The organism is Paraburkholderia metrosideri, from assembly GCF_904848625.1.
In the GTDB taxonomy this organism is placed as follows: domain Bacteria; phylum Pseudomonadota; class Gammaproteobacteria; order Burkholderiales; family Burkholderiaceae; genus Paraburkholderia; species Paraburkholderia metrosideri.
Map to the genome: position 1 here is coordinate 207,381 of NZ_CAJHCP010000011.1, position 22,046 is coordinate 229,426.

General features: G+C 61.4%; 22 protein-coding genes and 1 tRNA gene. 13 read left to right on the forward strand and 10 right to left on the reverse strand.

All coding sequences use genetic code 11. The annotated features are described in order from the left end of the window. Nucleotides 1-19: 19 nt before the first annotated feature. The 9 genes from folP to phoR all read left to right on the forward strand — a co-directional run bounded on the left by folP (nucleotide 20) and on the right by phoR (nucleotide 9,694). On the forward strand, nucleotides 20-919 hold the full coding sequence (gene folP, locus LMG28727_RS24625; protein WP_201644916.1) for a dihydropteroate synthase: 900 nt from the start codon (nucleotides 20-22) through the stop codon (nucleotides 917-919). A 27-nt stretch (nucleotides 920-946) separates the two neighbouring features. Next, entirely contained in the window at nucleotides 947-2,305 is a 1,359-nt protein-coding gene (gene glmM, locus LMG28727_RS24630; RefSeq protein WP_201644917.1) for a phosphoglucosamine mutase, read from the forward strand. Nucleotides 2,306-2,779: 474 nt separating this feature from the next. Continuing rightward, nucleotides 2,780-3,811: a phosphate ABC transporter substrate-binding protein PstS gene (gene pstS, locus LMG28727_RS24635; RefSeq protein ID WP_201644918.1), complete on the forward strand. Its 1,032-nt coding sequence runs from the start codon at nucleotides 2,780-2,782 to the stop codon at nucleotides 3,809-3,811. 208 nt (nucleotides 3,812-4,019) lie between these two features. Next, complete coding sequence (gene pstC / locus LMG28727_RS24640; RefSeq protein WP_201644919.1) at nucleotides 4,020-5,021, forward strand: phosphate ABC transporter permease PstC; 1,002 nt, start codon at nucleotides 4,020-4,022, stop codon at nucleotides 5,019-5,021. Beyond that, the gene (gene pstA / locus LMG28727_RS24645; protein ID WP_201644920.1) at nucleotides 5,018-5,914 is read left to right on the forward strand and encodes a phosphate ABC transporter permease PstA; all 897 of its coding nucleotides are present in this window, start codon (nucleotides 5,018-5,020) and stop codon (nucleotides 5,912-5,914) included. The genes pstC and pstA overlap by 4 nt, the downstream gene beginning before the upstream one ends. Nucleotides 5,915-5,931: 17 nt before the next feature. Next, nucleotides 5,932-6,780, forward strand: coding sequence for a phosphate ABC transporter ATP-binding protein PstB (gene pstB / locus LMG28727_RS24650; RefSeq protein ID WP_201644921.1), 849 nt, complete (start codon nucleotides 5,932-5,934; stop codon nucleotides 6,778-6,780). A gap of 29 nt (nucleotides 6,781-6,809) precedes the next feature. Next, the gene (phoU, locus tag LMG28727_RS24655; protein WP_042322168.1) at nucleotides 6,810-7,514 is read left to right on the forward strand and encodes a phosphate signaling complex protein PhoU; all 705 of its coding nucleotides are present in this window, start codon (nucleotides 6,810-6,812) and stop codon (nucleotides 7,512-7,514) included. A 26-nt stretch (nucleotides 7,515-7,540) separates the two neighbouring features. Beyond that, complete coding sequence (phoB, locus tag LMG28727_RS24660; protein ID WP_028199153.1) at nucleotides 7,541-8,242, forward strand: phosphate regulon transcriptional regulator PhoB; 702 nt, start codon at nucleotides 7,541-7,543, stop codon at nucleotides 8,240-8,242. 138 nt (nucleotides 8,243-8,380) lie between these two features. Further along, a complete protein-coding gene (gene phoR / locus LMG28727_RS24665; protein WP_201644922.1) occupies nucleotides 8,381-9,694 on the forward strand; it encodes a phosphate regulon sensor histidine kinase PhoR in 1,314 nt (437 codons plus the stop codon). 113 nt (nucleotides 9,695-9,807) lie between these two features. Here the strand turns inward: phoR and ppk1 are convergent, their stop codons facing one another. Further along, nucleotides 9,808-11,871 (reverse strand): polyphosphate kinase 1, encoded by a 2,064-nt coding sequence (gene ppk1 / locus LMG28727_RS24670; protein WP_201644923.1) that lies wholly within the window; start codon nucleotides 11,869-11,871, stop codon nucleotides 9,808-9,810. 201 nt (nucleotides 11,872-12,072) lie between these two features. Between ppk1 and LMG28727_RS24675 the strand changes: the two genes are divergently transcribed. Beyond that, a complete protein-coding gene (locus tag LMG28727_RS24675; RefSeq protein ID WP_201644924.1) occupies nucleotides 12,073-13,704 on the forward strand; it encodes a Ppx/GppA phosphatase family protein in 1,632 nt (543 codons plus the stop codon). An 84-nt stretch (nucleotides 13,705-13,788) separates the two neighbouring features. On the opposite strand, the gene LMG28727_RS24680 is transcribed toward LMG28727_RS24675, so the two are convergent. The 5 genes from LMG28727_RS24680 to LMG28727_RS24700 all read right to left on the reverse strand — a co-directional run bounded on the left by LMG28727_RS24680 (nucleotide 13,789) and on the right by LMG28727_RS24700 (nucleotide 16,581). Continuing rightward, nucleotides 13,789-14,589, reverse strand: a complete 801-nt coding sequence (locus LMG28727_RS24680) for a GNAT family N-acetyltransferase (RefSeq protein ID WP_201644925.1) — start codon at nucleotides 14,587-14,589, stop codon at nucleotides 13,789-13,791. A gap of 244 nt (nucleotides 14,590-14,833) precedes the next feature. Beyond that, nucleotides 14,834-15,292 (reverse strand): phosphohistidine phosphatase SixA, encoded by a 459-nt coding sequence (sixA, locus tag LMG28727_RS24685; protein WP_201644926.1) that lies wholly within the window; start codon nucleotides 15,290-15,292, stop codon nucleotides 14,834-14,836. Between the two features lie 261 nt (nucleotides 15,293-15,553). Then, nucleotides 15,554-15,630 (reverse strand) — tRNA-Pro (locus LMG28727_RS24690). 84 nt (nucleotides 15,631-15,714) lie between these two features. Continuing rightward, on the reverse strand, nucleotides 15,715-15,873 hold the full coding sequence (locus tag LMG28727_RS24695) for a DUF3309 family protein (protein ID WP_074764823.1): 159 nt from the start codon (nucleotides 15,871-15,873) through the stop codon (nucleotides 15,715-15,717). A gap of 528 nt (nucleotides 15,874-16,401) precedes the next feature. Further along, nucleotides 16,402-16,581 (reverse strand): hypothetical protein, encoded by a 180-nt coding sequence (locus LMG28727_RS24700; RefSeq protein WP_201644927.1) that lies wholly within the window; start codon nucleotides 16,579-16,581, stop codon nucleotides 16,402-16,404. Nucleotides 16,582-16,753: 172 nt separating this feature from the next. Here LMG28727_RS24700 and LMG28727_RS24705 point away from each other — a divergent pair, with 172 nt between their 5' ends. Then, nucleotides 16,754-16,936, forward strand: a complete 183-nt coding sequence (locus LMG28727_RS24705; protein WP_201644928.1) for a hypothetical protein — start codon at nucleotides 16,754-16,756, stop codon at nucleotides 16,934-16,936. Nucleotides 16,937-17,245: 309 nt separating this feature from the next. Here the strand turns inward: LMG28727_RS24705 and LMG28727_RS24710 are convergent, their stop codons facing one another. Both LMG28727_RS24710 and LMG28727_RS24715 read right to left on the reverse strand, forming a co-directional pair. Next, complete coding sequence (locus LMG28727_RS24710) at nucleotides 17,246-18,676, reverse strand: MATE family efflux transporter (protein ID WP_201644929.1); 1,431 nt, start codon at nucleotides 18,674-18,676, stop codon at nucleotides 17,246-17,248. Beyond that, nucleotides 18,673-19,005: a DUF2288 domain-containing protein gene (locus tag LMG28727_RS24715; RefSeq protein ID WP_201644930.1), complete on the reverse strand. Its 333-nt coding sequence runs from the start codon at nucleotides 19,003-19,005 to the stop codon at nucleotides 18,673-18,675. The genes LMG28727_RS24710 and LMG28727_RS24715 overlap by 4 nt, the downstream gene beginning before the upstream one ends. Before the next feature lie 108 nt (nucleotides 19,006-19,113). On the opposite strand from LMG28727_RS24715, the gene LMG28727_RS24720 reads away from it, so the two are divergent. Both LMG28727_RS24720 and LMG28727_RS34305 read left to right on the forward strand, forming a co-directional pair. Then, nucleotides 19,114-19,854, forward strand: a complete 741-nt coding sequence (locus LMG28727_RS24720; protein WP_201644931.1) for a pentapeptide repeat-containing protein — start codon at nucleotides 19,114-19,116, stop codon at nucleotides 19,852-19,854. Nucleotides 19,855-20,497: 643 nt separating this feature from the next. Beyond that, complete coding sequence (locus LMG28727_RS34305; RefSeq protein WP_236592317.1) at nucleotides 20,498-20,662, forward strand: hypothetical protein; 165 nt, start codon at nucleotides 20,498-20,500, stop codon at nucleotides 20,660-20,662. Nucleotides 20,663-20,706: 44 nt separating this feature from the next. Here LMG28727_RS34305 and LMG28727_RS24730 read toward each other — a convergent pair whose 3' ends face one another. Together LMG28727_RS24730 and LMG28727_RS24735 are read right to left on the reverse strand one after the other, a co-directional pair. Then, entirely contained in the window at nucleotides 20,707-21,033 is a 327-nt protein-coding gene (locus LMG28727_RS24730) for a hypothetical protein (protein ID WP_201644932.1), read from the reverse strand. Nucleotides 21,034-21,173: 140 nt separating this feature from the next. Further along, nucleotides 21,174-21,920, reverse strand: coding sequence for a peptidoglycan DD-metalloendopeptidase family protein (locus tag LMG28727_RS24735; protein WP_201644933.1), 747 nt, complete (start codon nucleotides 21,918-21,920; stop codon nucleotides 21,174-21,176). Between the last annotated feature and the right edge of the window lie 126 nt (nucleotides 21,921-22,046).

Below are 22,046 nucleotides of genomic sequence, written 5' to 3' on the forward strand. Positions count from 1 at the left end.
TTTTGCGTGAAGTCGTTACGTGTCGAAAGTCGATTGCAGTTTTCTTCCCGTCCCCGCGCCGCTGCAATGCGGTCGCTTCAAGCTGACCTTTGAACGCCCGTTGGTCATGGGCATTCTGAACGTCACGCCCGATTCTTTCTCCGATGGCGGCAAATACGCGATGCGCGACGATGCGTTGCGTCAGGCCGAGCGCATGATGCTCGACGGCGTGGATATCATCGATATCGGTGGCGAATCGACTCGCCCCGGAGCGCCCCCCGTGCCGCTCGACGAAGAGCTGGAACGTGTGATCCCGCTTGTCGAGCAACTGCGCGGTGCAAATGTGCCGCTATCGATCGATACGTATAAGCCGGAAGTGATGCGTCATGCGCTAAGCGCGGGCGCCGATCTGATTAACGACATCTGGGGCTTTCGCATGCCAGGCGCAATTGAGGCCGTACGCGACAGCAACTGCGGTTTATGCGTTATGCATATGCTCGGCGAGCCGCAGACCATGCAACTCGGCGAGCCCGCGTATGAAGACGTGGTGAGCGAAGTCCGCCAATTTCTGGAGGAGCGGGTGGCCAGGTTGCAGCAGGCAGGCGTCGCGCGCGAACGCATTAGCGTCGATCCGGGTTTCGGCTTCGGCAAGGCGGTGATCGAGCATAACTATGCGTTGCTCGCGCATCTGCCGGACACGGCGCCACGCGCCGAGCCGCCGTACCCGATTCTCGCGGGCATGTCGCGCAAGTCGATGGTCGGCGCGGTGGTTGGGCGTCCTGCTCCGGAGCGCGTCGCGGGTAGCATCGCTGCGGCTGTGTGCGCGGCCGAACGGGGCGCGGCGATTCTGCGTGTCCATGACGTCGCACAAACTGTAGATTCATTGAAAGTATGGGCAGCTATGCGCGACGCGGCGAAACACGCCCGTGCGCACGATTGAACCCAAAGCCACGGGAGAGAGATAAAAATGGCACGTCGTTACTTCGGAACGGACGGGATTCGAGGAAAGGTTGGCGAAGGTCCTATTACGCCGGAATTCGTGCTGCGGCTCGGCTACGCGGCGGGCAAGGTGCTCGCGGGCGCCGACCGGTGGGCCAGATCCGGCGCACGGCCAACGGTGCTGATCGGCAAAGACACGCGGGTATCGGGCTACATGCTCGAGGCGGCGCTGGAGTCGGGCTTTTCGGCGGCGGGAGTCGACGTCATGCTGGCGGGTCCTATGCCGACACCGGGCATTGCCTATCTGACTCGCGCGTTGCGGCTGGCCGCGGGCGTCGTCATTAGCGCGTCGCACAACCCGTATTACGACAACGGCATCAAGTTTTTCTCCGCCGACGGCAACAAGTTGCCGGATGAGGTGGAGTCGATGATCGAAGAGCAACTCAATCAGCCGCTCGCGTGCGCGGCTTCCGAGCAACTTGGCAAGGCGCGGCGCCTCGATGATGCTGCTGGTCGCTATATCGAGTTCTGCAAGAGCACGTTTCCGGCTGCGTACGATCTACGTGGGATGAAGCTGGTGGTCGACTGTGCGCATGGCGCCGCTTATGACGTCGCGCCGCACGTGTTCCACGAACTGGGCGCGGAGGTGATCCCGATCGGCGTGGCGCCGAACGGCTTCAACATCAATGACGGTGTCGGCGCAACGGCGCCTGACGCGCTGGTGCGCGCGGTGCGTGCGAATCACGCGGACCTCGGCATTGCGCTCGATGGCGACGCCGACCGTCTGCAGGTCGTGGACGCGACAGGGCGTCTGTATAACGGTGATGAACTGCTGTACGTGCTGGTGAAGGACCGCATCGCCACCGAAGGCAAGGTGGCAGGCGCGGTCGGCACGTTGATGACCAATATGGCCGTCGAGGTCGCGCTGCAGGAAGCGGGCGTGAAGTTCGTCCGCGCGGCGGTGGGCGATCGCTATGTGCTCGAGCAGTTGCGTGAGCACGGCTGGCAACTCGGCGCGGAAGGTTCGGGCCATATTCTGTCGCTGGATCGCCACTCGACCGGCGACGGAATCGTCTCTGCGCTGCTGGTGCTGGCGGCGATGCAGCGTAGCGGCAAGCAGCTTGCCGAACTGCTGGATGGCGTCACGCTGTTCCCGCAGAAGCTGATCAACGTGCGTATGAAGCCCGACGCGGACTGGAAGGGCAGCGACTCGATCCGTCGCGCGATCGGCAAGGCTGAGGACGCGCTGAAAGGACGAGGTCGTGTGCTGATTCGCGCTTCCGGTACGGAGCCGGTGCTACGCGTGATGGTCGAGGCGGAAAATGCCGACGACGCGCTACTGCATTCGGAAACCATCGCCGATGCGGTGAGGCAGGCCACGGCTTAAGCGCTTTTGTTCCGGCAGCGGCGCGGACGGCGGGTTATCGTTCTGCCGCTGCCGCTGCCGCTGCCGCTGCCGCTGCCGCTGCCGCTGCCGCTGCCGCTGCCGCTGCCGCTGCCGGAAATCTCGCGGCATCATGCGCGTCCCCAGCGCAACTAACGGCCCGCTAACCGCATCTTGCCGCAACCCATCGCGCACGCCGCGGCAATATGCCGCAATTGCCGCCGCGAGCAGATTCCCAACCACGTTTGCCCTCACCCTCTCGCAAACGTTCACCCCCTGATTTCCTCTTTCAAATCACCCTACAAATAGCGCCTGAACCGCCGCGAAACCCCCCATTCCGTCCCTCCAAACGCCTTTCGTCCTGTAATTCCACTGTCACATTCGATTCACGATAAGTCACGTTACTGTCACAAATAGACCCTAAGCTTCGCGGTGTTCGAGTTATCCGCTCACACCCGCTCACACCTTGGAGGTCTCATGAAATTGATGCAAACCGTGTTCGCTGGCGTCGCTGGCGCGCTTTTCGCTATGGCAGCGCAAGCCGCAGACATCACTGGCGCGGGCAGCACCTTCGCAGCACCGATCTACACGAAGTGGGCCGACGCTTATCAGAAGTCCGGCGGCGGCAAGGTCAACTATCAAGGTATCGGTTCGTCGGGTGGCGTGAAGCAGATCGTTGCGAAGACCGTGGATTTCGCCGGTTCGGACGCTCCGCTGAAAGACGACGAACTCGCGAAGGAAGGTCTGTTCCAGTTCCCGACGGTGGTCGGCGGCGTGGTGCCGGCTATCAATGTGCCGGGCGTGAAGCCGGGCGAACTGGTGCTGTCGGGTGAAGTGCTCGGCGATATCTACCTGGGCAAAATCAAGAAGTGGAACGACCCGGCAATCGTCGCGTTGAACCCGAAGATCAAGCTGCCGGATACCGACATCGCCGTGGTTCGCCGCGCCGACGGTTCGGGCACGACGTTCATCTGGACGAACTATCTGTCGAAGGTCAACCCTGACTGGAAGTCGAAGGTCGGTGAAGGTGCAACGGTTAGCTGGCCGACCGGCACGGGTGGCAAGGGCAACGACGGCGTCGCTGCTTTCGTGCAACGTCTGCCGGGCGCAATCGGCTACGTGGAGTGGGCATACGCGAAGCAGAACCACATGACATACGCGTCGCTGAAGAATTCGTCGGGCGCAGTGGTCGAGCCGAAGACGGAAACCTTCAAGGCAGCGGCTGCCGGTGCTGACTGGTCGAAGTCGTTCTACCAGATCCTGACGAACGAGCCGGGCAAGGATGCATGGCCGGTCGTCGGCGCAACGTTCGTGCTGCTGCACACGGCGCAGGACAAGCCGGCGCAAGGCACGGAAACGCTGAAGTTCTTCGACTGGGCATTCAAGAACGGCACGCAAGCGGCAAACGATCTGGACTACATTTCGCTGCCGGAATCCGTCACGGCTGAAATCCGCACGCAGTGGAAGGCGAAGGTCAAAGACGCAGCAGGCAAGCCGATCGCCGACTAAGCTTCTGACGTAAGCAACAGCAGGTCGTACTACATTGGCCGTCCTCGTGTGAGGACGGCCAATGGCATTAACCGCAACGATTAACTTGCAGCAAGCTTGCCTGCCTTTACGTGCGGCATGCACCCGTATCGAGTCCAGCTGAACTTCAGCATCACCGGCCGCACGACACGTGTCATACGGCAACTGGAAACAGGTCCATCAGGCTCTCATGTCCGATATCCAATTAGCGTCCGGCGCCAGCAGGTCTACGCCGCCCGGCAGCACGTCGCAGCAGAAGGCGCCCAGCCGCGCCGGCGACGTGATCTTCGGCGGTCTGGCACGCCTTGCCGCCATCATCACGCTGTTGTTGCTCGGCGGCATCATCATTTCGCTGGTCGTCGCGTCCATGCCGTCGATCAGGGAGTTCGGCTTCCGCTTCCTGTGGACCGCCGAGTGGGATCCACCTAGCAAGCAATTCGGCGCACTGGTGCCGATCTACGGCACGATCGCCACCTCGCTCATCGCTCTCATCATCGCGGTGCCGGTCAGCTTCGGCATTGCGCTTTTCCTGACCGAACTCGCGCCTGCGTGGTTGCGTCGGCCGCTCGGCATCGCGATCGAACTGCTCGCCGCCATTCCGTCGATCGTCTACGGTATGTGGGGTCTGCTGGTGTTCGCGCCGATCTTCGCGCAGTACTTCCAGAAGCCGCTCGGTGCGGTGCTCGGCGGCATTCCGTTCGTCGGCGCGCTGTTTGCCGGGCCGCCGATCGGCATCGGCCTTCTGTGCGCGGGCGTGATTCTCGCGATCATGATCATTCCGTACATTGCTTCGGTGATGCGCGACGTGTTTGAAGTCACGCCAGTACTGCTGAAGGAATCGGCCTATGGCATCGGCTGCACGACGTGGGAAGTGATGTGGAAGATCGTGCTGCCGTTCACGAAGACCGGTGTGATCGGCGGCGTGATGCTGGGTCTTGGCCGTGCACTTGGCGAGACGATGGCGGTCACGTTCGTGATCGGCAACACCAATCTGCTCGACAACATTTCGCTGTTCTCGCCGGGCAACAGCATTACGTCGGCGCTCGCCAACGAGTTCGCAGAAGCGGACCCGGGCCTGCATACGTCGGCGCTGATGGAACTCGGCCTGATCCTGTTCGTGATTACTTTCATCGTGCTGGCGATTTCGAAAATCATGCTGCTTCGCCTCGAAAAAGGGGAGGGCGCGAAATGAGCCAGCCCACTTTGAATATGCCGGGTTCACACGACGCGGCTCAGCTCGAAGCCATGCGTGTGCGTCTGCAAGGGCGTCGCCGTTTCAAGAACGCGATTGCGTTGACCATGTCGCTCGCGGCAATGGCATTCGGCCTCGTGTGGCTCGTGTGGATTCTCTATACGACGCTGCGTCTGGGTATCGGTGGTTTGTCGGTCGAACTGTTCACGCAGTCCACGCCCCCGCCGAATACCGACGGCGGCGGTCTCGCCAACGCGCTTGTCGGCAGCCTGATGCTGGTCGGTCTCGCTACCTTCATCGGCACGCCGATCGGTATTCTGGCGGGCGTCTATCTCGCCGAATACGGTCAGAAGGGCTGGCTCGCGCAGGTCACCCGCTTCATTAACGACATCCTGTTGTCGGCGCCGTCGATCGTGATCGGTCTGTTCGTCTACGCTCTGGTGGTCGCGAAAATGGGTCACTTCAGCGGCTGGGCCGGCGTGTTCGCGCTCGCGTTGCTACAGATCCCCATCGTGATCCGCACGACCGAAAACATGCTGAAGCTGGTGCCCAACGCACTGCGTGAAGCCGCATTCGCACTCGGCACACCGAAGTGGAAAATGGTGCTGTCGATCACGTTGAAGGCGTCCGTCTCCGGTATCGTTACTGGCGTGCTGCTCGGGGTTGCCCGGATTGCCGGCGAAACCGCGCCGCTACTGTTCACGGCGCTGTCGAACCAGTTCTTCTCGATGAACATGAATCAGCCGGTCGCGAACCTGCCGGTCACGATCTACAAGTTTGCGATGAGCCCGTTCGCGCAATGGCAATCGCTTGCATGGGCCGGCGTCTTCCTGATCACGCTCGCGGTGCTCGGACTGAATGTCCTCGCGCGCACGGTCTTCTCGAATAAGTAAGGGCGGAGTGTAATCCGATGAATATGGCAGAAACTCAACTCAATCCGATCGCGCGTCATCCCGCGCCCGCCGGTTCCGATCCCATGCAGAGCGGCCAGGCTTCGTCGCCGTCGCGTCCGAAGATCGAGATCAACGACCTGAACTTCTTCTACGGCAAGTACCACGCGCTGAAGAACATCAACCTGCACATTCCCGAGGGCAAGGTGACCGCGTTCATCGGCCCGTCCGGTTGCGGCAAGTCCACGTTGCTGCGCACGCTGAACAAGATGTACGCGCTCTATCCGGAGCAGCGCGCGGAAGGCGAGATCATGATGGACGGCGAAAATCTGCTGACTTCCAAGCGCGATATCTCGCTGCTGCGCGCACGGATCGGCATGGTGTTCCAGAAGCCGACGCCGTTCCCGATGTCGATCTACGACAACATCGCATTCGGCGTGAAGATGTTCGAAACGCTGCCGCGCTCGGAAATGGATGACCGCGTCGAATGGGCGCTCACCAAGGCCGCGCTGTGGAACGAAGTGAAGGACAAGCTGGGTCAGAGCGGCTACGGTCTGTCGGGCGGTCAGCAACAGCGGTTGTGTATCGCACGCGGCATCGCGATCCGTCCTGAAGTGTTGTTGCTGGACGAACCTTGCTCCGCACTCGACCCGATTTCGACGGGCCGTATCGAAGAACTGATCGCCGAATTGAAGAGCGATTACACGGTGGTGATCGTCACGCACAACATGCAACAGGCGGCCCGCTGTTCGGACTACACTGCCTATATGTACCTCGGCGAGTTGATCGAATTCGGCGACACCGAAAAGATCTTCATCAAGCCGGTCCGCAAGGAAACCGAGGACTACATTACTGGCCGCTTCGGCTAAGCCACAGCGCAGAAATAAGGGAGTACGACATGTCCGATAAACACTTGTCCAGCCAGTTCGATGCCGACCTGAATCTGGTGTCTTCGAAAGTGCTCGAAATGGGTGGCCTCGTTGAATCGCAGATCGTCAACGCGATGCAGGCGCTCAACGAATTCGACCTCGATATCGCCGAACAGGTGATCGCGGCCGAAGACCGTTTGAACAAGATGGAAGTTGAGATCGACGAAGAATGCAGCAACATCATCGCGCGCCGTCAGCCGGCCGCGCGTGACCTGCGCTTGCTGATCGCGATTTCGAAGACCATCACGAATCTCGAGCGCGCCGGTGACGAAGCCGAAAAAATCGCTAAACGTACCAAGCGTTTGATGGAAGACGGCGCGTCGCGCACCATCAACATTGCCGAGATCAAGCTGTCGGGCGAAATGGCGGTGTCGATTCTGCGCCGCGCGCTCGACGCGTTCGCGCGTCTCGACACGGTCGCCGCCGCGCAGATCGTGCGCGACGATAAAGCGATCGACGAAGAATTCCGCGCGTTCGTGCGCAAGCTGATTTCGTACATGACGGAAGATCCGCGTTCGATTTCGGTGGGCCTCGATTTTCTGTTCATCGCGAAAGCGATCGAGCGGATCGGCGACCACGCGAAGAACATCGCGGAATTCATCATTTACATCGTGAAGGGCACCGACGTGCGGCACAAGTCGCGCGACGCGCTCGAACGCGAAGCACTCAGTTAATCCAGAGATAAGGAACAGAGGTGCCGATGCCCAGCAGCATTCTCGTCATTGAAGATGAGCCCGCCATTTCCGAATTGATTTCGGTCAATCTTCAACACGCCGGACACTGCCCGATTCGCGCATACAACGCGGAGCAGGCGCAGAACCTGATCAGCGATGTATTGCCCGACCTCGTGCTGCTCGACTGGATGTTGCCGGGTAAATCTGGCATTGCGTTCGCCCGCGATCTGCGCAACAACGAGCGCACCAAGCACATTCCGATCATCATGCTGACCGCGCGTGGCGATGAGCAGGACAAGGTGCTGGGTCTCGAAATCGGCGCAGACGACTATGTCACGAAGCCGTTCTCGCCGAAGGAACTGATGGCGCGGATCAAGGCGGTGTTGCGTCGCCGTGCGCCGCAGTTGACCGAAGACCTCGTCGCGATCAACGGTCTCAAGCTCGATCCGGCTACGCACCGCGTCGCTGCGCATGCCGAAGGCAGCGAGATCAAGCTCGACCTCGGTCCGACGGAATTCCGTCTGCTGCACTTTTTCATGACGCACCCGGAGCGCGTGCATAGCCGCACGCAATTGCTCGATCAGGTGTGGGGCGACCACGTGTTCGTCGAAGAGCGCACGGTGGACGTACATATCAAGCGTCTGCGCGCGGCTCTGAAGCCGGCCGGGTGCGATGCTATGATCGAAACGGTGCGCGGTAGCGGCTACCGGCTGGCGAAGAGCGCCTGACAAACCGTCGCGGCGCGGGCTGGTTCTTACCGCTTGCGTCGCTCGGGTTGGGCAGATTCCCGGTACGTCATATTCGCCATGCGCAGGCGCGGCCAATCCAATTTCGGCGCGTGTGCTTTTCTCTTCGATCGCTAGACCATGAACATCATCTGGGCGCGCTCCCTCGTGTCGATCGTGCTGCTGGCAGTTCTTTGCGCAGTGGTCGGCGCACTCGTGAACGTCAAGGCAGCACTCGTCCTCGCGATCGTCATGCTGCTTGCACAGAGCATTTTCAGCACCTTTCACAAGCAGCGGCTATGGCGTCTGCTCGACGCGCCGGTGTACGGCGAAGTGCCGAGCGCACCCGGCATCTGGGGCGAAATCTATTACCGTTTGCATAAGCTCGCGAAGCGTTGGCATGCGCAGGTGCGCCAGGTCGAGCAGCAGCATTCCCGTTTCATTCAGGCCATCCAGGCATCGCCGAACGGCGTGGCGATGCTCGACGATCATGACCAGATCGAATGGTGCAATGCCATTTCCGAGAGCCACTTCGGCCTCGATGCGAAGCGCGATCTGCGTCAGCACATTACGCATCTGGTGCGTCATCCCGACTTTGTCCGTTATCTGAATTCGCACCAGTATGAACAGATGCTGATCATGCGCGGGATGGGCGACAAGCGTCAGAACGTGCTGTCGGTGCAGGTGTTTCCTTACGGCGAGAATCGCAAGCTGGTGTTGTCGCAAGACATTACCGAGCTGGAACGTACCGATGCGATGCGCCGCGATTTTGTCGCCAACGTCTCGCATGAACTGAAGACGCCGCTCACCGTGCTGTCCGGTTTTCTGGAGACGATGCGCGAGTTGCCGCTGAGCGAAGCAGAGCGTTCGCGCTACCTCGAACTGATGGAGCAGCAGGCTTCACGCATGCGTCATATCGTCAGCGATCTGCTGGTGCTCGCGAAACTCGAAGGCGACAACAAGCCGCCGAGCGATCAGATGATCGACATGCGCGCAGTGCTGCGTCATTTGCGGGACGACGCCGAAAGCCTGTCGAGCGATCATCACAGGATCACGTTCGATACCGACGAGGGGCTGACGGTCACCGGCGTCGAAACCGAAATTCTCAGCGCGTTAGGCAACCTCGTGACCAACGCGATTCGCTATACGCCGGACGGCGGTGCGATCAGGGTGAACTGGCATGCGCAAGGTGGCCACGCAGTGTTCTCCGTCACCGATACCGGTTTGGGCATTCCGGCTGCGGATATTCCGCGGCTGACCGAGCGCTTCTATCGCGTCGATCGCAGCCGTTCGCGCGATACCGGTGGCACGGGTTTGGGTTTGGCGATCGTCAAGCACGTGCTGCAGCGGCACGATGCGCAACTCGACGTGAAGAGCGAAGAGGGACGCGGCAGCACGTTCACCGTGCGCTTCCCGGTGTATCGCACGGCGCGGCGGCAACCGGCGCCGGTTTGATAGTCGGGAACACAGACGTCGACGCAAGAGAAAACCGCCTGAATAAGGCGGTTTTTTTATGCACGTCTCGAATCAGGATGCGCCAGTCTGAACGACGGGCGCGCATTCATCCTTCAAGGACAGAACTTCGTCAGCAGACTCATCTGCGCATTGCGCGACGACTTGCCGGGGCGGCGGCGACGATAGTGTCCATCGCTTTGCATCAGCCATGCCGATTGATTGTCACCGAGGAACGCCGATAGACCCTCTGCAATCACACGCCGCTTCAAACGCCGATTGTTGATCGGAAACGCGACTTCGACACGGCGGAAGAAGTTGCGGTCCATCCAGTCGGCACTCGACAGATAGACCTGTTCCTTGCCGTCGTCGTAGAAGTAGAAGATGCGGTGATGTTCGAGGAAGCGCCCGACGATGGAACGCACCGTGATGTTCTCCGACAGCCCCGGTACACCCGGCTGCAGCGAACACACCCCTCGCACGATCAGATCGATCTTCACACCGGCCTGCGACGCCTCATACAACTCGGCGATCACCGTAGGCTCGAGCAGCGCATTCATCTTCGCGACGATGCGCGCCTTCTTGCCTGCGCGCGCATGCTCGGCTTCCGCACGAATCGCTTCAACGAGTTTGGGATGCAGCGTGAACGGCGACTGCCACAACTCATGCAGCTTCAGCTCGCCGCCAATACCGGTCAACTGCTGGAACACGTGATGCACGTCTTCGCAGATTTTCTGGTCGGCGGTCATCAAACCGAAGTCGGTATAAAGGCGTGCGGTACGCGGATGATAGTTACCCGTGCCGAGGTGCACGTAGCGCTTGAGCGTCGTCTTGCCGCCCACCGACACGCGCCGCACGATCAGCATCATCTTCGCGTGGCACTTGTGGCCCACCACGCCGTACACCACGTGCGCGCCCACTGCTTCAAGCTGCGACGCCCAGTTGATATTGGTCTCTTCGTCGAAGCGCGCGAGCAACTCGACCACCACCGTGACTTCCTTGCCGTTGCGCGCGGCTTGCATCAGCGCGTCCATGAGCGGCGAGTCGGTGCCGGTACGGTAGATGGTCTGCTTGATCGCCACCACGTTCGGATCTTTGGCGGCCTGCAGCAGCAATTCGAGCACCGGCTGGAAGCTCTCATACGGATGATGCAGCAGCACGTCGCCCTGATCGATCACGTCGAACATGCTCGCGCTATTGGCGACGCTCGGCGGAATAGCGGGAATGTGCGGCACAAACTTCAGATCGGGCCGGTCGACCATTTCCGGCAATTGCATCAGCCGGACCAGATTGACCGGGCCGTTCGCGTAATAGCAGTCCTTGTTCGACAGACCGCTTTCGTCGAGCAGACGCCGCACGACATGCGCGGGCGTTTCGGCCGATACTTCGAGCCGCACCGCATTGCCCAGATGTCGCGCCGGCAATTCGCCCTGCAACGCGACGCGCAGATTGGTGATTTCGTCTTCGTCGACAAACAGTTCGCTATTACGCGTAATGCGGAACTGATTGCAACTGCGCACGACGAGGTTCGGAAACAGCTCGCCGACAAAGCGCTGCAACAGCGAGCTCAGCAGCACAAAGCCGTGTGGATAGCCCGACAGCCCCTGCGGCATGCGCACGAGCCGTGGCAACGCGCGCGGCGCCTGCACGATGCCCATCATCGCCTGGCGGCCGAATGCGTCTTTGCCTTCGAGTTCGACGACGAAGTTCAGGCTCTTGTTGAGCACACGCGGAAATGGATGCGCCGGATCGAGTCCGATCGGCGTGAGCACCGGCAGCAGTTCGTCGAAGAAATAATTGCGCGCCCATTCGGTCTGCGCTTCGTTCCACGCTTCCGTGCCGTGGAAATAGATGCCTTCGCCTTCGAGCGCGGGCAATACCGTGTCGTGCAACATGGTGTACTGACGATGCACGAGCTTTTGCGCACGCTCGACCACCAGGTCGTACACGTGCTGCAACGACATGCCGTCCGGCGACAATGCGCCGGGATTGTCGCGCATCTGCTCCTGCAGTCCGGCCATGCGGACTTCGAAGAATTCGTCGAGGTTACTACTGGTGATGCAGATGAAGCGCAAGCGTTCGAGCAAAGGGACGGCTGGGTCGGCAGCTTGTGCCAACACACGCTCGTTGAAACCCAGAATGCCCAGTTCGCGATTCAAAAGGGGATAGCGGATGGACATCGGCAGCGAGAATGGAATGTCAGGAAGAGAGGCGGAAAGACGCTCGGAAATTCTCACAATATGATGACGTTGTTATGACATTCTCGATTTTTTTATTCTACGCTTGAATCGTTGCGTGTCGTCAATATGACGCAGTGGTTATGGGATCATCGGGCACCCCCATTGCTGCGAGGTGACATCGTGAGGCCCGGTACGCTTAGAATGGCGTCTTTGAATAGCGCGGCCGGCCACAAGACGCCCAAAGCACCGGGTCGACGTCCGGCGCCTTTGTCTTCGTCGCCCACCGCCGCCGCGCTCGCGCGCATGGAGTCCGCTTACCCGATGGTCAATACCCCACAACTCCTCGCCGCCGTCGACCTTGGCTCGAACAGCTTCCGTCTGATCGTCGGCCGGGTCGAGGAAACCGAGGCGGGCAGCCAGATTTATCAGGTCGATGCGCTGCGTGAACCGGTGCGTCTTGCCGCTGGTCTGTCGCGCGACAAGATGCTCGATCGTGCGTCGCAGGTGCGTGGCTGGGACGCGCTGAAGCGTTTCGGCGAACGTCTGCGCGACTTTCATCCCGATCACGTGCGCGCGGTCGCGACCAACACGTTGCGCATCGCCAAGAACGCGGGCGAGTTTCTCGGGGAGGCGCAGGCCGCGTTGGGTTTTCCGATCGAAGTGATTGCCGGGCGTGAAGAAGCGCGCCTGATTTATGCGGGCGCGGCACACTCCGTGCCGGCCAGCCCGGGCAAGCGTCTGGTGGTCGATATCGGCGGCGGGTCGACGGAATTCATCATCGGCTCGCACTACACGCCGATCAAGATGGAGAGCCTGTACATCGGTTGCGTGAGCCATAGCCGTGCATTTTTCCCGGCCGGTAATGTCGACGAATACACGATGCGCCAGGCCGAACTCGCCGCGGGCCGCGAAATCCAGATCATCTCTGCCGAGTACAAGAAAACCGGCTGGGAGCAGGCGATCGGCTCGTCGGGCACCGCGCGCGCGTTGGCTGAACTGGTTGAGGCGAATGGTTTCAACGATCCGGGCATCACGCACGGTATCTCGCGCGGCGGTCTCGAGCGGCTCAAGCGGGCATTGATCAAGGCAGAGAACGTCAACCGGTTGAAGCTGGTTGCGTTGAAAGGCGATCGCATTCCGGTGCTCGCGGGCGGTCTGTCGATCATGATCGCGGTGTTCGACGAACTCGGCGTCGATTACGTGGACACCACCGACGGCGCGCTGCGCCTCGGCGTGCTGTACGACCTGCTGGGCCGTTCGCAGCACGAAGATATGCGCACGGTGACGGTGGAAGGCTTCATGCGCCGCTATGGCGTGGATCGTCCGCAGGCGGCGCGGATCGGCGAATTGTCGGCGAGCTTTTACGACCAGTTCGCGGAACCCGACGAAGAGCGCCGGGTGGAAAACCGGATGTTTATCAACTGGGCGGCGTCGCTGCATGAAATCGGGCTGTCGATTTCACATAGCGCGTACCACAAGCATTCGGCCTACATTACGAGTAATGCCGACATGCCGGGCTTCTCCCGCACTGATCAGGCGCGGCTCGCGGCGCTCGTGCTGGGTCACGCAGGCAAACTCGGCAAGCTGTCGCAAACGCGCGAGGTGGAGTGGCCGTTGCTGTTCTGTCTGCGACTCGCGGCGCTGCTATGCCGTCGTCGTGCGGATGTCGGATTGCCAGGTATTGCGGTCGCGCAGGTCAATGGCGGGTACGAAGTGCGCTTGCCGAACGAGTGGGTCGCCAATAATCCGTTGACCGATTACAGCCTGATTCAGGAAGCGGCGGAGTGGGAAAAGGTCGGCATTCCGTATCGCGTGGTTTATACGGACGAGTGAAGCTTTTGCGCATCACGCGTGAATGGAGAGCCCGGTTTTACCGGGCTTTTCTACGTGTATCGCGGCGTGGTTAATACCGCGTGGTCATTCGCCGAGGAAGTGACGCGCATAACGCGCGTTGATATCGGACAGTCGGAATAGCGTCAGAAAGTCTGCGGTATTGAAGTCAGGATCCCATGCCGGCGCACCGCAGATCTTCGCGCCGATCCGCAGATAGCCCTTCACGAGCGGCGGTGCCGCGACTTCGACGCCGGTCTGCAATTCGTCGAGCGGCAGCGGCGTATGCGGGAACGCGCGATATTCCGGCGACGTCAGCGCCGTGTCGCGCAACGAGCAGTAAAGATTCGCCGCGTAATGACCGCCGTCCACCATCCCGACGCTCGCGCAACCCAGCATCGTCTCGTAGCCATTGTGTTTCATATACGCGGCGAGTCCGGCCCACAGCGACATGATCACTGAGCCGCTGCGATAGTCGGGATGCACGCACGAACGGCCCACTTCAACCATCTTCGCGCGCAGGTGCGTGAGGCGCGATACGTCGAACTCGCTTTCCGCATACAGGCGGCCGATGCGCGCGGCCTGATGCGGCGGCAATGCGCGATACGTGCCGACCACCTTCAGCGTGTCGAGATCGCGCACCAGCAGATGATCGCAGTACGAATCGAATGCATCGACGTCCAGACCTGCGGGACCTGTCAGGCGTGCGCCCATTTCGTCGGCGAATACACGGTAGCGCAGACGCTGCGCTTCACGAAGCTCGTCGTCGGTGCGTGCCCACGTGACTTGCAGGCGATGTTGCGCGGTGACCGTTTCCTCGGCGCGCGGCAAACTGCGCGTGTCGAAGATCGAAGCGAGGGGCAGGGTAGACGTCGGCAGTTCTCGCATTGGGGGTCCTGTTCGAAAAAAGTAAGGTTTCTTTTTTCGCCAATGTAGTAACGCCTGGTGACGCTCGCATGGCAAAGCCATGACGATTGAATGACCTCGTGTAAGCCGCGTGCGTGGGGCTTGTAATGTTGAGGAGAGATTTCCCGGACGTTGTTTTTGCGCGACCGGCAACGGGGGACCGAGATTCGCTAGCCGTGCCCCGGACCGGTACGGGCGTCTTTCTCACGCCCGCATTCGATCTAACTCAGATCAGATCGGGGCTCATCGCCGCGCGCAAGACGGCTTGCTCGCCGCCGTCGCGCTCGCGGCTCGCGATCCACCACACGCCCGCTTTTTTCAGCGGCCAACTTGCGTTGCTGTTGCCGAGCAGTCGCGCGGCGACGTGGCCGAGCGTCGGTTGATGGCCGACGATCACGACCGTCTGCGCGATGCCATTCGGCCAGCCCGCAGCGTTGAGGACATCATCGGCACTCGCGTTGGGGGCAAGTTCACGCACTACGCGATACTGGTCGCTCAGCGTTTCGGCGGTCTGGATCGTGCGCACAGCGGGGCTCGCGAGAACCACAGCGTCGGCGGGCAAACGGGTGCGCAGCCACTTGGCGACGTTCTGCGCCTGTTTGCGGCCGCGAGTCGTGAGTGCGCGGGCGAGATCGCTGGCGGCGTAGTCGTCGGCTTCGGCGTGACGCCAGAGAATCAGATCCATGCGTGTCTCCTTGACTCTGTTTTGCAGCGCATCAGTGAGTGTCGTTACTCAGGTCACGGTGGTCACTGTGCGCCAGTTTGAATGACTGTCGCATGCGGGCCCGGGTGGCCGCAAGGTTTGGTCGGATAGATGGGCGGTGACGGCGCTATAAATGCGGGTACCTGAAGCATCCGACATGGATCGCGCGAACCCGGCAAGTGGCGCGTAAAAAAGCAAAAACCCGCGAAGCCGGAGGCTACGCGGGTTTCGTATTGCTTTTCGTGGTCGGAGCGAAAGGATTCGAACCTTCGACCCTCTGATCCCAAATCAGATGCGCTACCAGGCTGCGCTACGCTCCGACGAAGGCAGGATAATAGAGGCATGACGGGCCGGAGTCAACCACGAATTGCATCGGACGTAAAAAGAGTTCGATGCTGCCGCTTTTATATGCGGCCCATCAGCAGAAGGATGATCACAATGATCAGCACGACGCCGAGCAGGCCGGTCGGCCGATAGCCCCAGCCGCTGCTGTACGGCCAGCTCGGCAGCGCGCCGATCAGCAGCAGGATGAGCACGATAAGCAGGATGGTTCCGATGGTCATTGTCGAGTCTCCCTGTCTGGCCCTCGGGATGGCTGGGCCGCGTCGCCGGTTGGTCCGGCGCGTAAGCGCCGGGACAATTGACGCGCTTCTCAATGCGCGCCTTGCCGTCGATCATCAGCAAGGCATGTGCCTATCAGGGCGGTAACGGGGACGGCCGGCAGAGAGCGGTGTCGGGTGCGCGACGAGGCATTGATATGGGCGTTGGCGTTGCAATGAACTGGCGCTGAACAGGAAGAATTTGCGCGCGTTCCGTGTTGTCTGGTTTTGGTTGGCCACGCGGCCATGCGCCAAAGTGACGGACCGCGCTCGTGTCCGCCATCGGTCTAGCGAAGCGACTCACGAACGAAGCAGCCAGGCAACGAAACGGCGACCACGCGCGTTGCGCGATCGGATGTCGGCGCATCGATCAATGAATGCGCCGACGTGATGATCGAGGTCGACACGACTTGTCTCCGGCATTCACGCCGCTCCGCAGGTGCCCGCGTTGTGAAGCATCACAGCAACGTAAGCGGAAATCTCTCTAATCACTCAATGCCGCGGCCGCTTCCAATGCGGCATATGCATGTTCTGATGAGTCAGCCAGTGATGCAGCATTCCCTCGCCGTCATGTTCACGCCGGTAAGTTCTCGATTCGAAAATCGACAGCGCGAACAGCACGGCCAGACCTATTGCGAGCCCGACCAGACCCGCGATCGTTTCAGCGTCCATGGCAGTCTCCTATGACATGTGGCTGTGACTTTCATAGTAGGTCACGCATCACGAAATGGGAGGGATGAACCGCGTGTCGCGCATCGCGGATGGGGCTTTACAGGTAGACTCTCCGCGCCCGGCTTTCCATCTGGTTGCCGTTGTCCGATTCTGTCTGGAGAGACGACTGTCTATGTTTCGCGTTCCGATGATCACGCTTTTATTGACCGCTGCACTGGCTGCATCTGCCGGCCTCGCCGGCTGTGCGGACGATTCGTCAGTCCATCATGGCGGCCCGCCGCCGCAGGATCCCGCTGACTATCACGGCGTGCCGACCGACACACGTCCGCCGGTCATGGTGCCCACCGCGCCTTGAGGTGCCTGCTAACCTTGCATGCGCATTAGCCGTATTCGTCCGTACGGTGAGGAAAGAAGGCGAAGCGTCGGCGCGGGCACGCCGGCGCTTCTGACCCGCGCAGACTGTTCGCGCGGAGAGCGCGGGCTGAAGTCATTCTAGGGCGAGCTTCACGCGCGATATGTATGCGCTTGTTTCAAGCCGTAACGGGGTCCCGCTATGCGAAATGCAAGTGGATGATCTTATGGCGATTGCCCGTTGGCAGGCGCGAGGCGGGCGAATTCGCCTACACGGCGCTTGTGTCCACGGGCGCTGCGGCTACGGCTACGGCTACGCCGCCGCCGGGCCCGCGATCCCACGCACAACACCCGGCAGATAGCGCGCCAGCGTAACGCCGCGCACCGCCATAAAGACCATCATCGCCGCCCACAGCCCGTGGTTGCCGTACAGCGCGAGCAATGCCCACGACACCGCGACGAACACCACCATCGACATCATCATCGATTTCATCAACTCGGCTGTGCGGGTCGCGCCGATGAACACGCCGTCGAGCAGAAAGCCCCACACGGAAATGACCGGCGACAGCGCGGCCCACGGCAGATACGTGTCGGCGACGGCGCGTACGGCCACCTGATCGGTCAGTCGACCGATGATCCACGATCCCGCGCCCCAGTACACCAGCGAGAAGCCCAGCGCACCGATCGCGGACCACAGCGCGGTGACCTTGACCGCCTGCACGAACGCGTGCCTGTTGCGCGCGCCGATCGCCGCGCCGACCAGCGCCTCGGCGGCATGCGCGAAGCCATCGAGCCCATAAGCCATGAAGGTCTGGAAATTGAGCAGCAGCGCATTGGCGGCGAGGGTGGCGTCGCCTTGCCGGGCGCCCAGATGGGCGAACCATCCGAACGTCGACAGCACGCACAACGTGCGGATGAAAATGTCGCGATTGAGCACGACCAGGCGCTTGAGCGCCGTCGCATCGAACAAGGCCGCGCGGTTCACCGGCGGCAGACCGCGCGGCCTGCCGTGCCACAGCAGCGCCGCGCCGAGCACGAAGCCGAGCGCGTCGGCCGTGGCGGTGGCTGCGCCGATCCCGGCCACCCCCCAATGGAACGCGTACACGTAGAGCAGCACCGCCACGATATTCACGCTATTGATGAATACCTGCGATAGCAGTGCAAGCCGTACCCGCTGCGTACCAAGCATCCAGCCGAGCACGACGTAATTGCCGAGCGCGAGCGGGGCGGCCCAGATGCGCGCATGGCAATAAATGCGCGCGTGACGCTGCACTGCGTCGCTGCCGCCGATCAGGCGTAACGCGTAGTCGATCAACGGCAGTTGCAACGCGAGCACCGCCGCGCCGATCGCGGCGGCCATCAGCAGCGCACGCAGCACGGTGTTGCGCAATTGCGCGTCGTGGCCCGCGCCGTGAGCCTGTGCGACCAGGCCCGTGGTGCCCATGCGCAGGAAGCCGAAGCCCCAGAACACGAAGCTGAAAAACAGTCCGCCGAGCGCGACGCCGCCGAGATACGACGCGCTGTCCAGATGGCCGGCGACTGCGGCGTCGACCGCGCCGAGGATCGGCTGGGTCAGATTGGCGAGGACGATCGGGAACGCCAGCGTCAGCACGCGGCGATGCCAGTGCACCGGCACGGCGGGCGTGGCTGCCGGGCCGTTCGGGTCGACGGCCGCGGTGGCGGCATCCGCCGCAGCGTTGGCCGCAGCGCTCGCCGAATCGGTAGCGCGCGTGGCGTCGCTCAACTGCGTTCCTGTACGCACACCCACGGCGATACGACCACGGCCCACAGGTCGGGATCGCGCGCGGCGAAATCGGCGGCGGTGTCGGCCTGAACCCGTTCGACCAGACCCGCCGACAGCCATTGCGTGACCTGCCTGGTGTCGTCGCTGGCAATGGCCTCGGCGACGCTCACCAGATCGAGGTCGCGCGCAACGCGCAGCAAGATGCCGCGTGCGAAAAAGCGTTCGAGTTCGGTCCAGCCGATTTTTGCGGTTTCCGCGAGCAGCGTCGCGTACAGCGGGCTGTGGGCGGCGTAGTTGGAAGCGTCGTTTGGGGTGGGGGTGGAAGTCATCGTAAGCGGGCTCTGACGGGGCCGTCACTATAAACCATCGGCGCGGCCCGCCAGGCGGGCGCGCGTTCCGGTACGCTTAAGGTCTTTCTAAATCGATTCTGAACCTACATGTCACTCGATTCAACGACGCGGGCGCCGGATGCGCGAGGCCACGCGGTGAGCGATGCCACCCTGACGCGCGCAGACGTGGAGCGCCTGACCGCGGCGAACCATGCGGGCGCCGAAGCCGGCCACCATGAGCCGCTTCATTTTACCGACTGCGATTTCGAAGGCGTCGACCTTTCGCGACTCGATTTGCGCGGCGCCGAGTTTCATCGCTGTTCGATCGTCGAAACTTCGTTTTTCGGCGCCGCGCTGTCCCATACCCGTTGGGTCCGCTGCCGTGGCCGCCAGGCCGATTTTGCGTCTGCCGATCTGATCGACGCGGCATTCCAGTCAAGCGATCTGAACAACACCAGCTGGCGGCGCGCAAAGCTCGCGTCCGCATCGTTTCGCGGCTGCAAGCTGACCGGCGCGAACTTCGAGGCGTGCGCGGCGCTGGGTTTGAGCTTTGTCGAAACCTTGCTGGTCGGCGCGCATCTGCGTGGACTGTCGTTTCGCAAAGCCGTGCTGCAGCAACTGGATTTTTCGGATGCCGATGTGGCCGGCGTCGATTTTCGTGAAGCGACTTTCGAGGGCTGCAGCTTGAGGAATGCGCACCTGAAGGGCGCGCGTTTCGATGGTGCAGATTTACGCGATGCTGATCTCAGCGGCGTTCGGCTCGTCGATGCCGCGCTGTTCAAAGGCGCGACGATTTCGCATCAGCAGGCGGCCGTGCTGATCACCGAACTCGGTTTGCGGGTCATGTGAACGCTGCGCTTTCCGGCCGTCTTTTGCGAGTCGGCTGGATTTAACATTTGCGAGCGGCGCTTATCATTCGTTTGATGAAAAGAAAATCGCCATTTGAATTGGCGCTTCGCAATTTGTCGGCTGATTTGACTATGTTTAATATTTCGCCAATCGCGAATTTTCTTTTGAAGATGTAGACTTTTATTGATCTCGGTCGATAACAACTAATACGTCGGCTTGGTGCGTTGGCGCACCAAGACTTTACCGCACATAATGCGCCGTACTCATGTCGGTTAGGTACTAGGGAGGATAGTTAAATTCAGCCAGAGGCCTTTCCTCAGGCGATATTAGCGTGTTCCATGTAGATGCTGAAGCGCTGCGGCCCTGCGGTGAACCGACGGTTTCTGATTTGCGCCAGTCGCGGATTTATTAGCCGAAATGTGCGGCGATTCTGGCCGGCTTATTTCCGACATTTATAGTTCACGGAGTGCGGAATCCGTTCGCCGTGTCACATTGTTTGTGAAATTAATAGATTGCACTTGTAAATGCGGGTTGTTAGATTTCGTTCTGGCGCATGGTGAACCGGTCCTTTGCCGATATGCGCCGAACCCCCGTTAGCCCGGCCTCGTGCCGGGCTTTTTTTTCGTCTGGATTTGCGAAGGTCATGGCGGATTCACACACGCGATGGATCATCAAAGATTACCTTTTCTTTCCGTCGGCGATGAGCTGGTTGATTACTTTCCTTGCGATCTGGCCGATCGCACTCAGCGTGCTCTTGCGCTTTGCCGCCCGGATCGATCCGCGCTCCGGGCGATGGCGCCATTGGTAGTCACGGTGGCCGTTGCCCGCCGGGTACCTGACACGCCTTTTCTGCTACTGCTTGCAGCGAACCACCATCGAGCGGTTCTTCACATTCGCGCCAAAAATGCCGCCGACCGTGCCACCCGACGTGGCGCCGTTGTCGACATCTTTCGATACGACGTCGTAGCCATAATTGCCGCAGACCTGACCCGCCTGCTTGTAGCACTCGGCCCAGCTGGAGCTTGCGTCGCTGCCGCTGCAGTTGATCGCGAAGCCGGTGTCGCCGCTGGGCAGATAGGTCATGGTGGTCGTGCTGGAGCAGCCAGTGAGGCTGCCGAGCGTCAGGAGGCCGAAACCGATCGCGACTGCCGTCGAAACGGACGCAAAAGCGCTCTTCATTGCAAATTCCTTACAGATATCAGAGGAGGACGCGGCGCGAAGCCACGTCCTGTCGATTGGGCGTTTTATAGCACGCCGGGTTCCCCGCACTGCAGTTGCAGGGCGCGTGCCCGACGCAGCGCGGGATTCCCCGCGAACGCTTATCGCGGCGGCAGTGCCCGCGACGGATCGATCGAACGGCCCTGGTAGCGCAGCTCGAAATGCAGCATGACGCGGTCGGTGTCCGTGTCGCCCATTTCGGCGATTTTCTCGCCGCGCCTGACCGACTCACCTTCCTTGACCATCAATGCGCGATTGTGCGCGTAGGCGGTCAGGTACTCGCCGTTGTGTTTGAGGATCAGCAGATTGCCGTAACCGCGCAAGCCGTTGCCCGCATAAACGACCGTGCCCGTCGCTGCGGCGACGACCGGTGTACCCGGTGCCGCCGTGATATCGATGCCCTTCGAATTGTTGCCGTCGAAGCGCCGGATCACGGTGCCATCGACCGGCCAGATCAGCGAAATCGCCGGTGCTGGCGCCGCGGATGGCGCGCTGTCGGCGGGCGCCGGACGTGGCGTAGCCGAAGCGCTGGCGTTCCCGCCGCCACTACCGCCGCCACTACCGCCGCCACCGCCGTTACTACGCAGCGCGCCGCTCGTCGACGCCGCGCCTGGCGGCGGCACGACGCGCAGCACCTGGCCGACTTCGATGCTGTCCGGATTGGTCAGGTTGTTCCAGCGGACGATGCTTTGCACCGACTGCCGGTTACTCCGCGCGATCTGCGACAGCGTATCGCCCCGTTCGACCCGATAAAAGCCTGGCCCCACTGGCGCGGAGCCGCACGCAGCGACCAGCGCCAACAACGACGCGCAGGCGAGTCGTTTGATCATTTTTGTTGTTCCCAGCATTGGACCTCGCAAAGCGCTGCCGCGCGCCGATCCCGATCACGCGGCAGGTGGATGCAAAGCGTCCGATTCTAACGGTTTTGCGTTGCAGCATAGAAAAAGGGGAGGCGGAACCCCGCGCGCCCCCCG

Excerpts from the sequence above, each read along its gene's own strand:
- glmM (WP_201644917.1), top strand. The coding sequence starts at position 947 with ATGGCACGTCGTTACTTCGGAACGGACGGGATTCGAGGAAAGGTTGGC.
- pstS (WP_201644918.1), top strand. The coding sequence starts at position 2,780 with ATGAAATTGATGCAAACCGTGTTCGCTGGCGTCGCTGGCGCGCTTTTC.
- pstC (WP_201644919.1), top strand. The coding sequence starts at position 4,020 with ATGTCCGATATCCAATTAGCGTCCGGCGCCAGCAGGTCTACGCCGCCC.
- pstA (WP_201644920.1), top strand. The coding sequence starts at position 5,018 with ATGAGCCAGCCCACTTTGAATATGCCGGGTTCACACGACGCGGCTCAG.
- pstB (WP_201644921.1), top strand. The coding sequence starts at position 5,932 with ATGAATATGGCAGAAACTCAACTCAATCCGATCGCGCGTCATCCCGCG.
- phoU (WP_042322168.1), top strand. The coding sequence starts at position 6,810 with ATGTCCGATAAACACTTGTCCAGCCAGTTCGATGCCGACCTGAATCTG.
- phoB (WP_028199153.1), top strand. The coding sequence starts at position 7,541 with ATGCCCAGCAGCATTCTCGTCATTGAAGATGAGCCCGCCATTTCCGAA.
- phoR (WP_201644922.1), top strand. The coding sequence starts at position 8,381 with ATGAACATCATCTGGGCGCGCTCCCTCGTGTCGATCGTGCTGCTGGCA.
- ppk1 (WP_201644923.1), bottom strand. The coding sequence starts at position 11,871 with ATGTCCATCCGCTATCCCCTTTTGAATCGCGAACTGGGCATTCTGGGT.
- LMG28727_RS24675 (WP_201644924.1), top strand. The coding sequence starts at position 12,073 with ATGGCGTCTTTGAATAGCGCGGCCGGCCACAAGACGCCCAAAGCACCG.
- LMG28727_RS24680 (WP_201644925.1), bottom strand. The coding sequence starts at position 14,589 with ATGCGAGAACTGCCGACGTCTACCCTGCCCCTCGCTTCGATCTTCGAC.
- sixA (WP_201644926.1), bottom strand. The coding sequence starts at position 15,292 with ATGGATCTGATTCTCTGGCGTCACGCCGAAGCCGACGACTACGCCGCC.
- LMG28727_RS24695 (WP_074764823.1), bottom strand. The coding sequence starts at position 15,873 with ATGACCATCGGAACCATCCTGCTTATCGTGCTCATCCTGCTGCTGATC.
- LMG28727_RS24700 (WP_201644927.1), bottom strand. The coding sequence starts at position 16,581 with ATGGACGCTGAAACGATCGCGGGTCTGGTCGGGCTCGCAATAGGTCTG.
- LMG28727_RS24705 (WP_201644928.1), top strand. The coding sequence starts at position 16,754 with ATGTTTCGCGTTCCGATGATCACGCTTTTATTGACCGCTGCACTGGCT.
- LMG28727_RS24715 (WP_201644930.1), bottom strand. The coding sequence starts at position 19,005 with ATGACTTCCACCCCCACCCCAAACGACGCTTCCAACTACGCCGCCCAC.
- LMG28727_RS24720 (WP_201644931.1), top strand. The coding sequence starts at position 19,114 with ATGTCACTCGATTCAACGACGCGGGCGCCGGATGCGCGAGGCCACGCG.
- LMG28727_RS34305 (WP_236592317.1), top strand. The coding sequence starts at position 20,498 with ATGGCGGATTCACACACGCGATGGATCATCAAAGATTACCTTTTCTTT.
- LMG28727_RS24730 (WP_201644932.1), bottom strand. The coding sequence starts at position 21,033 with ATGAAGAGCGCTTTTGCGTCCGTTTCGACGGCAGTCGCGATCGGTTTC.
- LMG28727_RS24735 (WP_201644933.1), bottom strand. The coding sequence starts at position 21,920 with ATGCTGGGAACAACAAAAATGATCAAACGACTCGCCTGCGCGTCGTTG.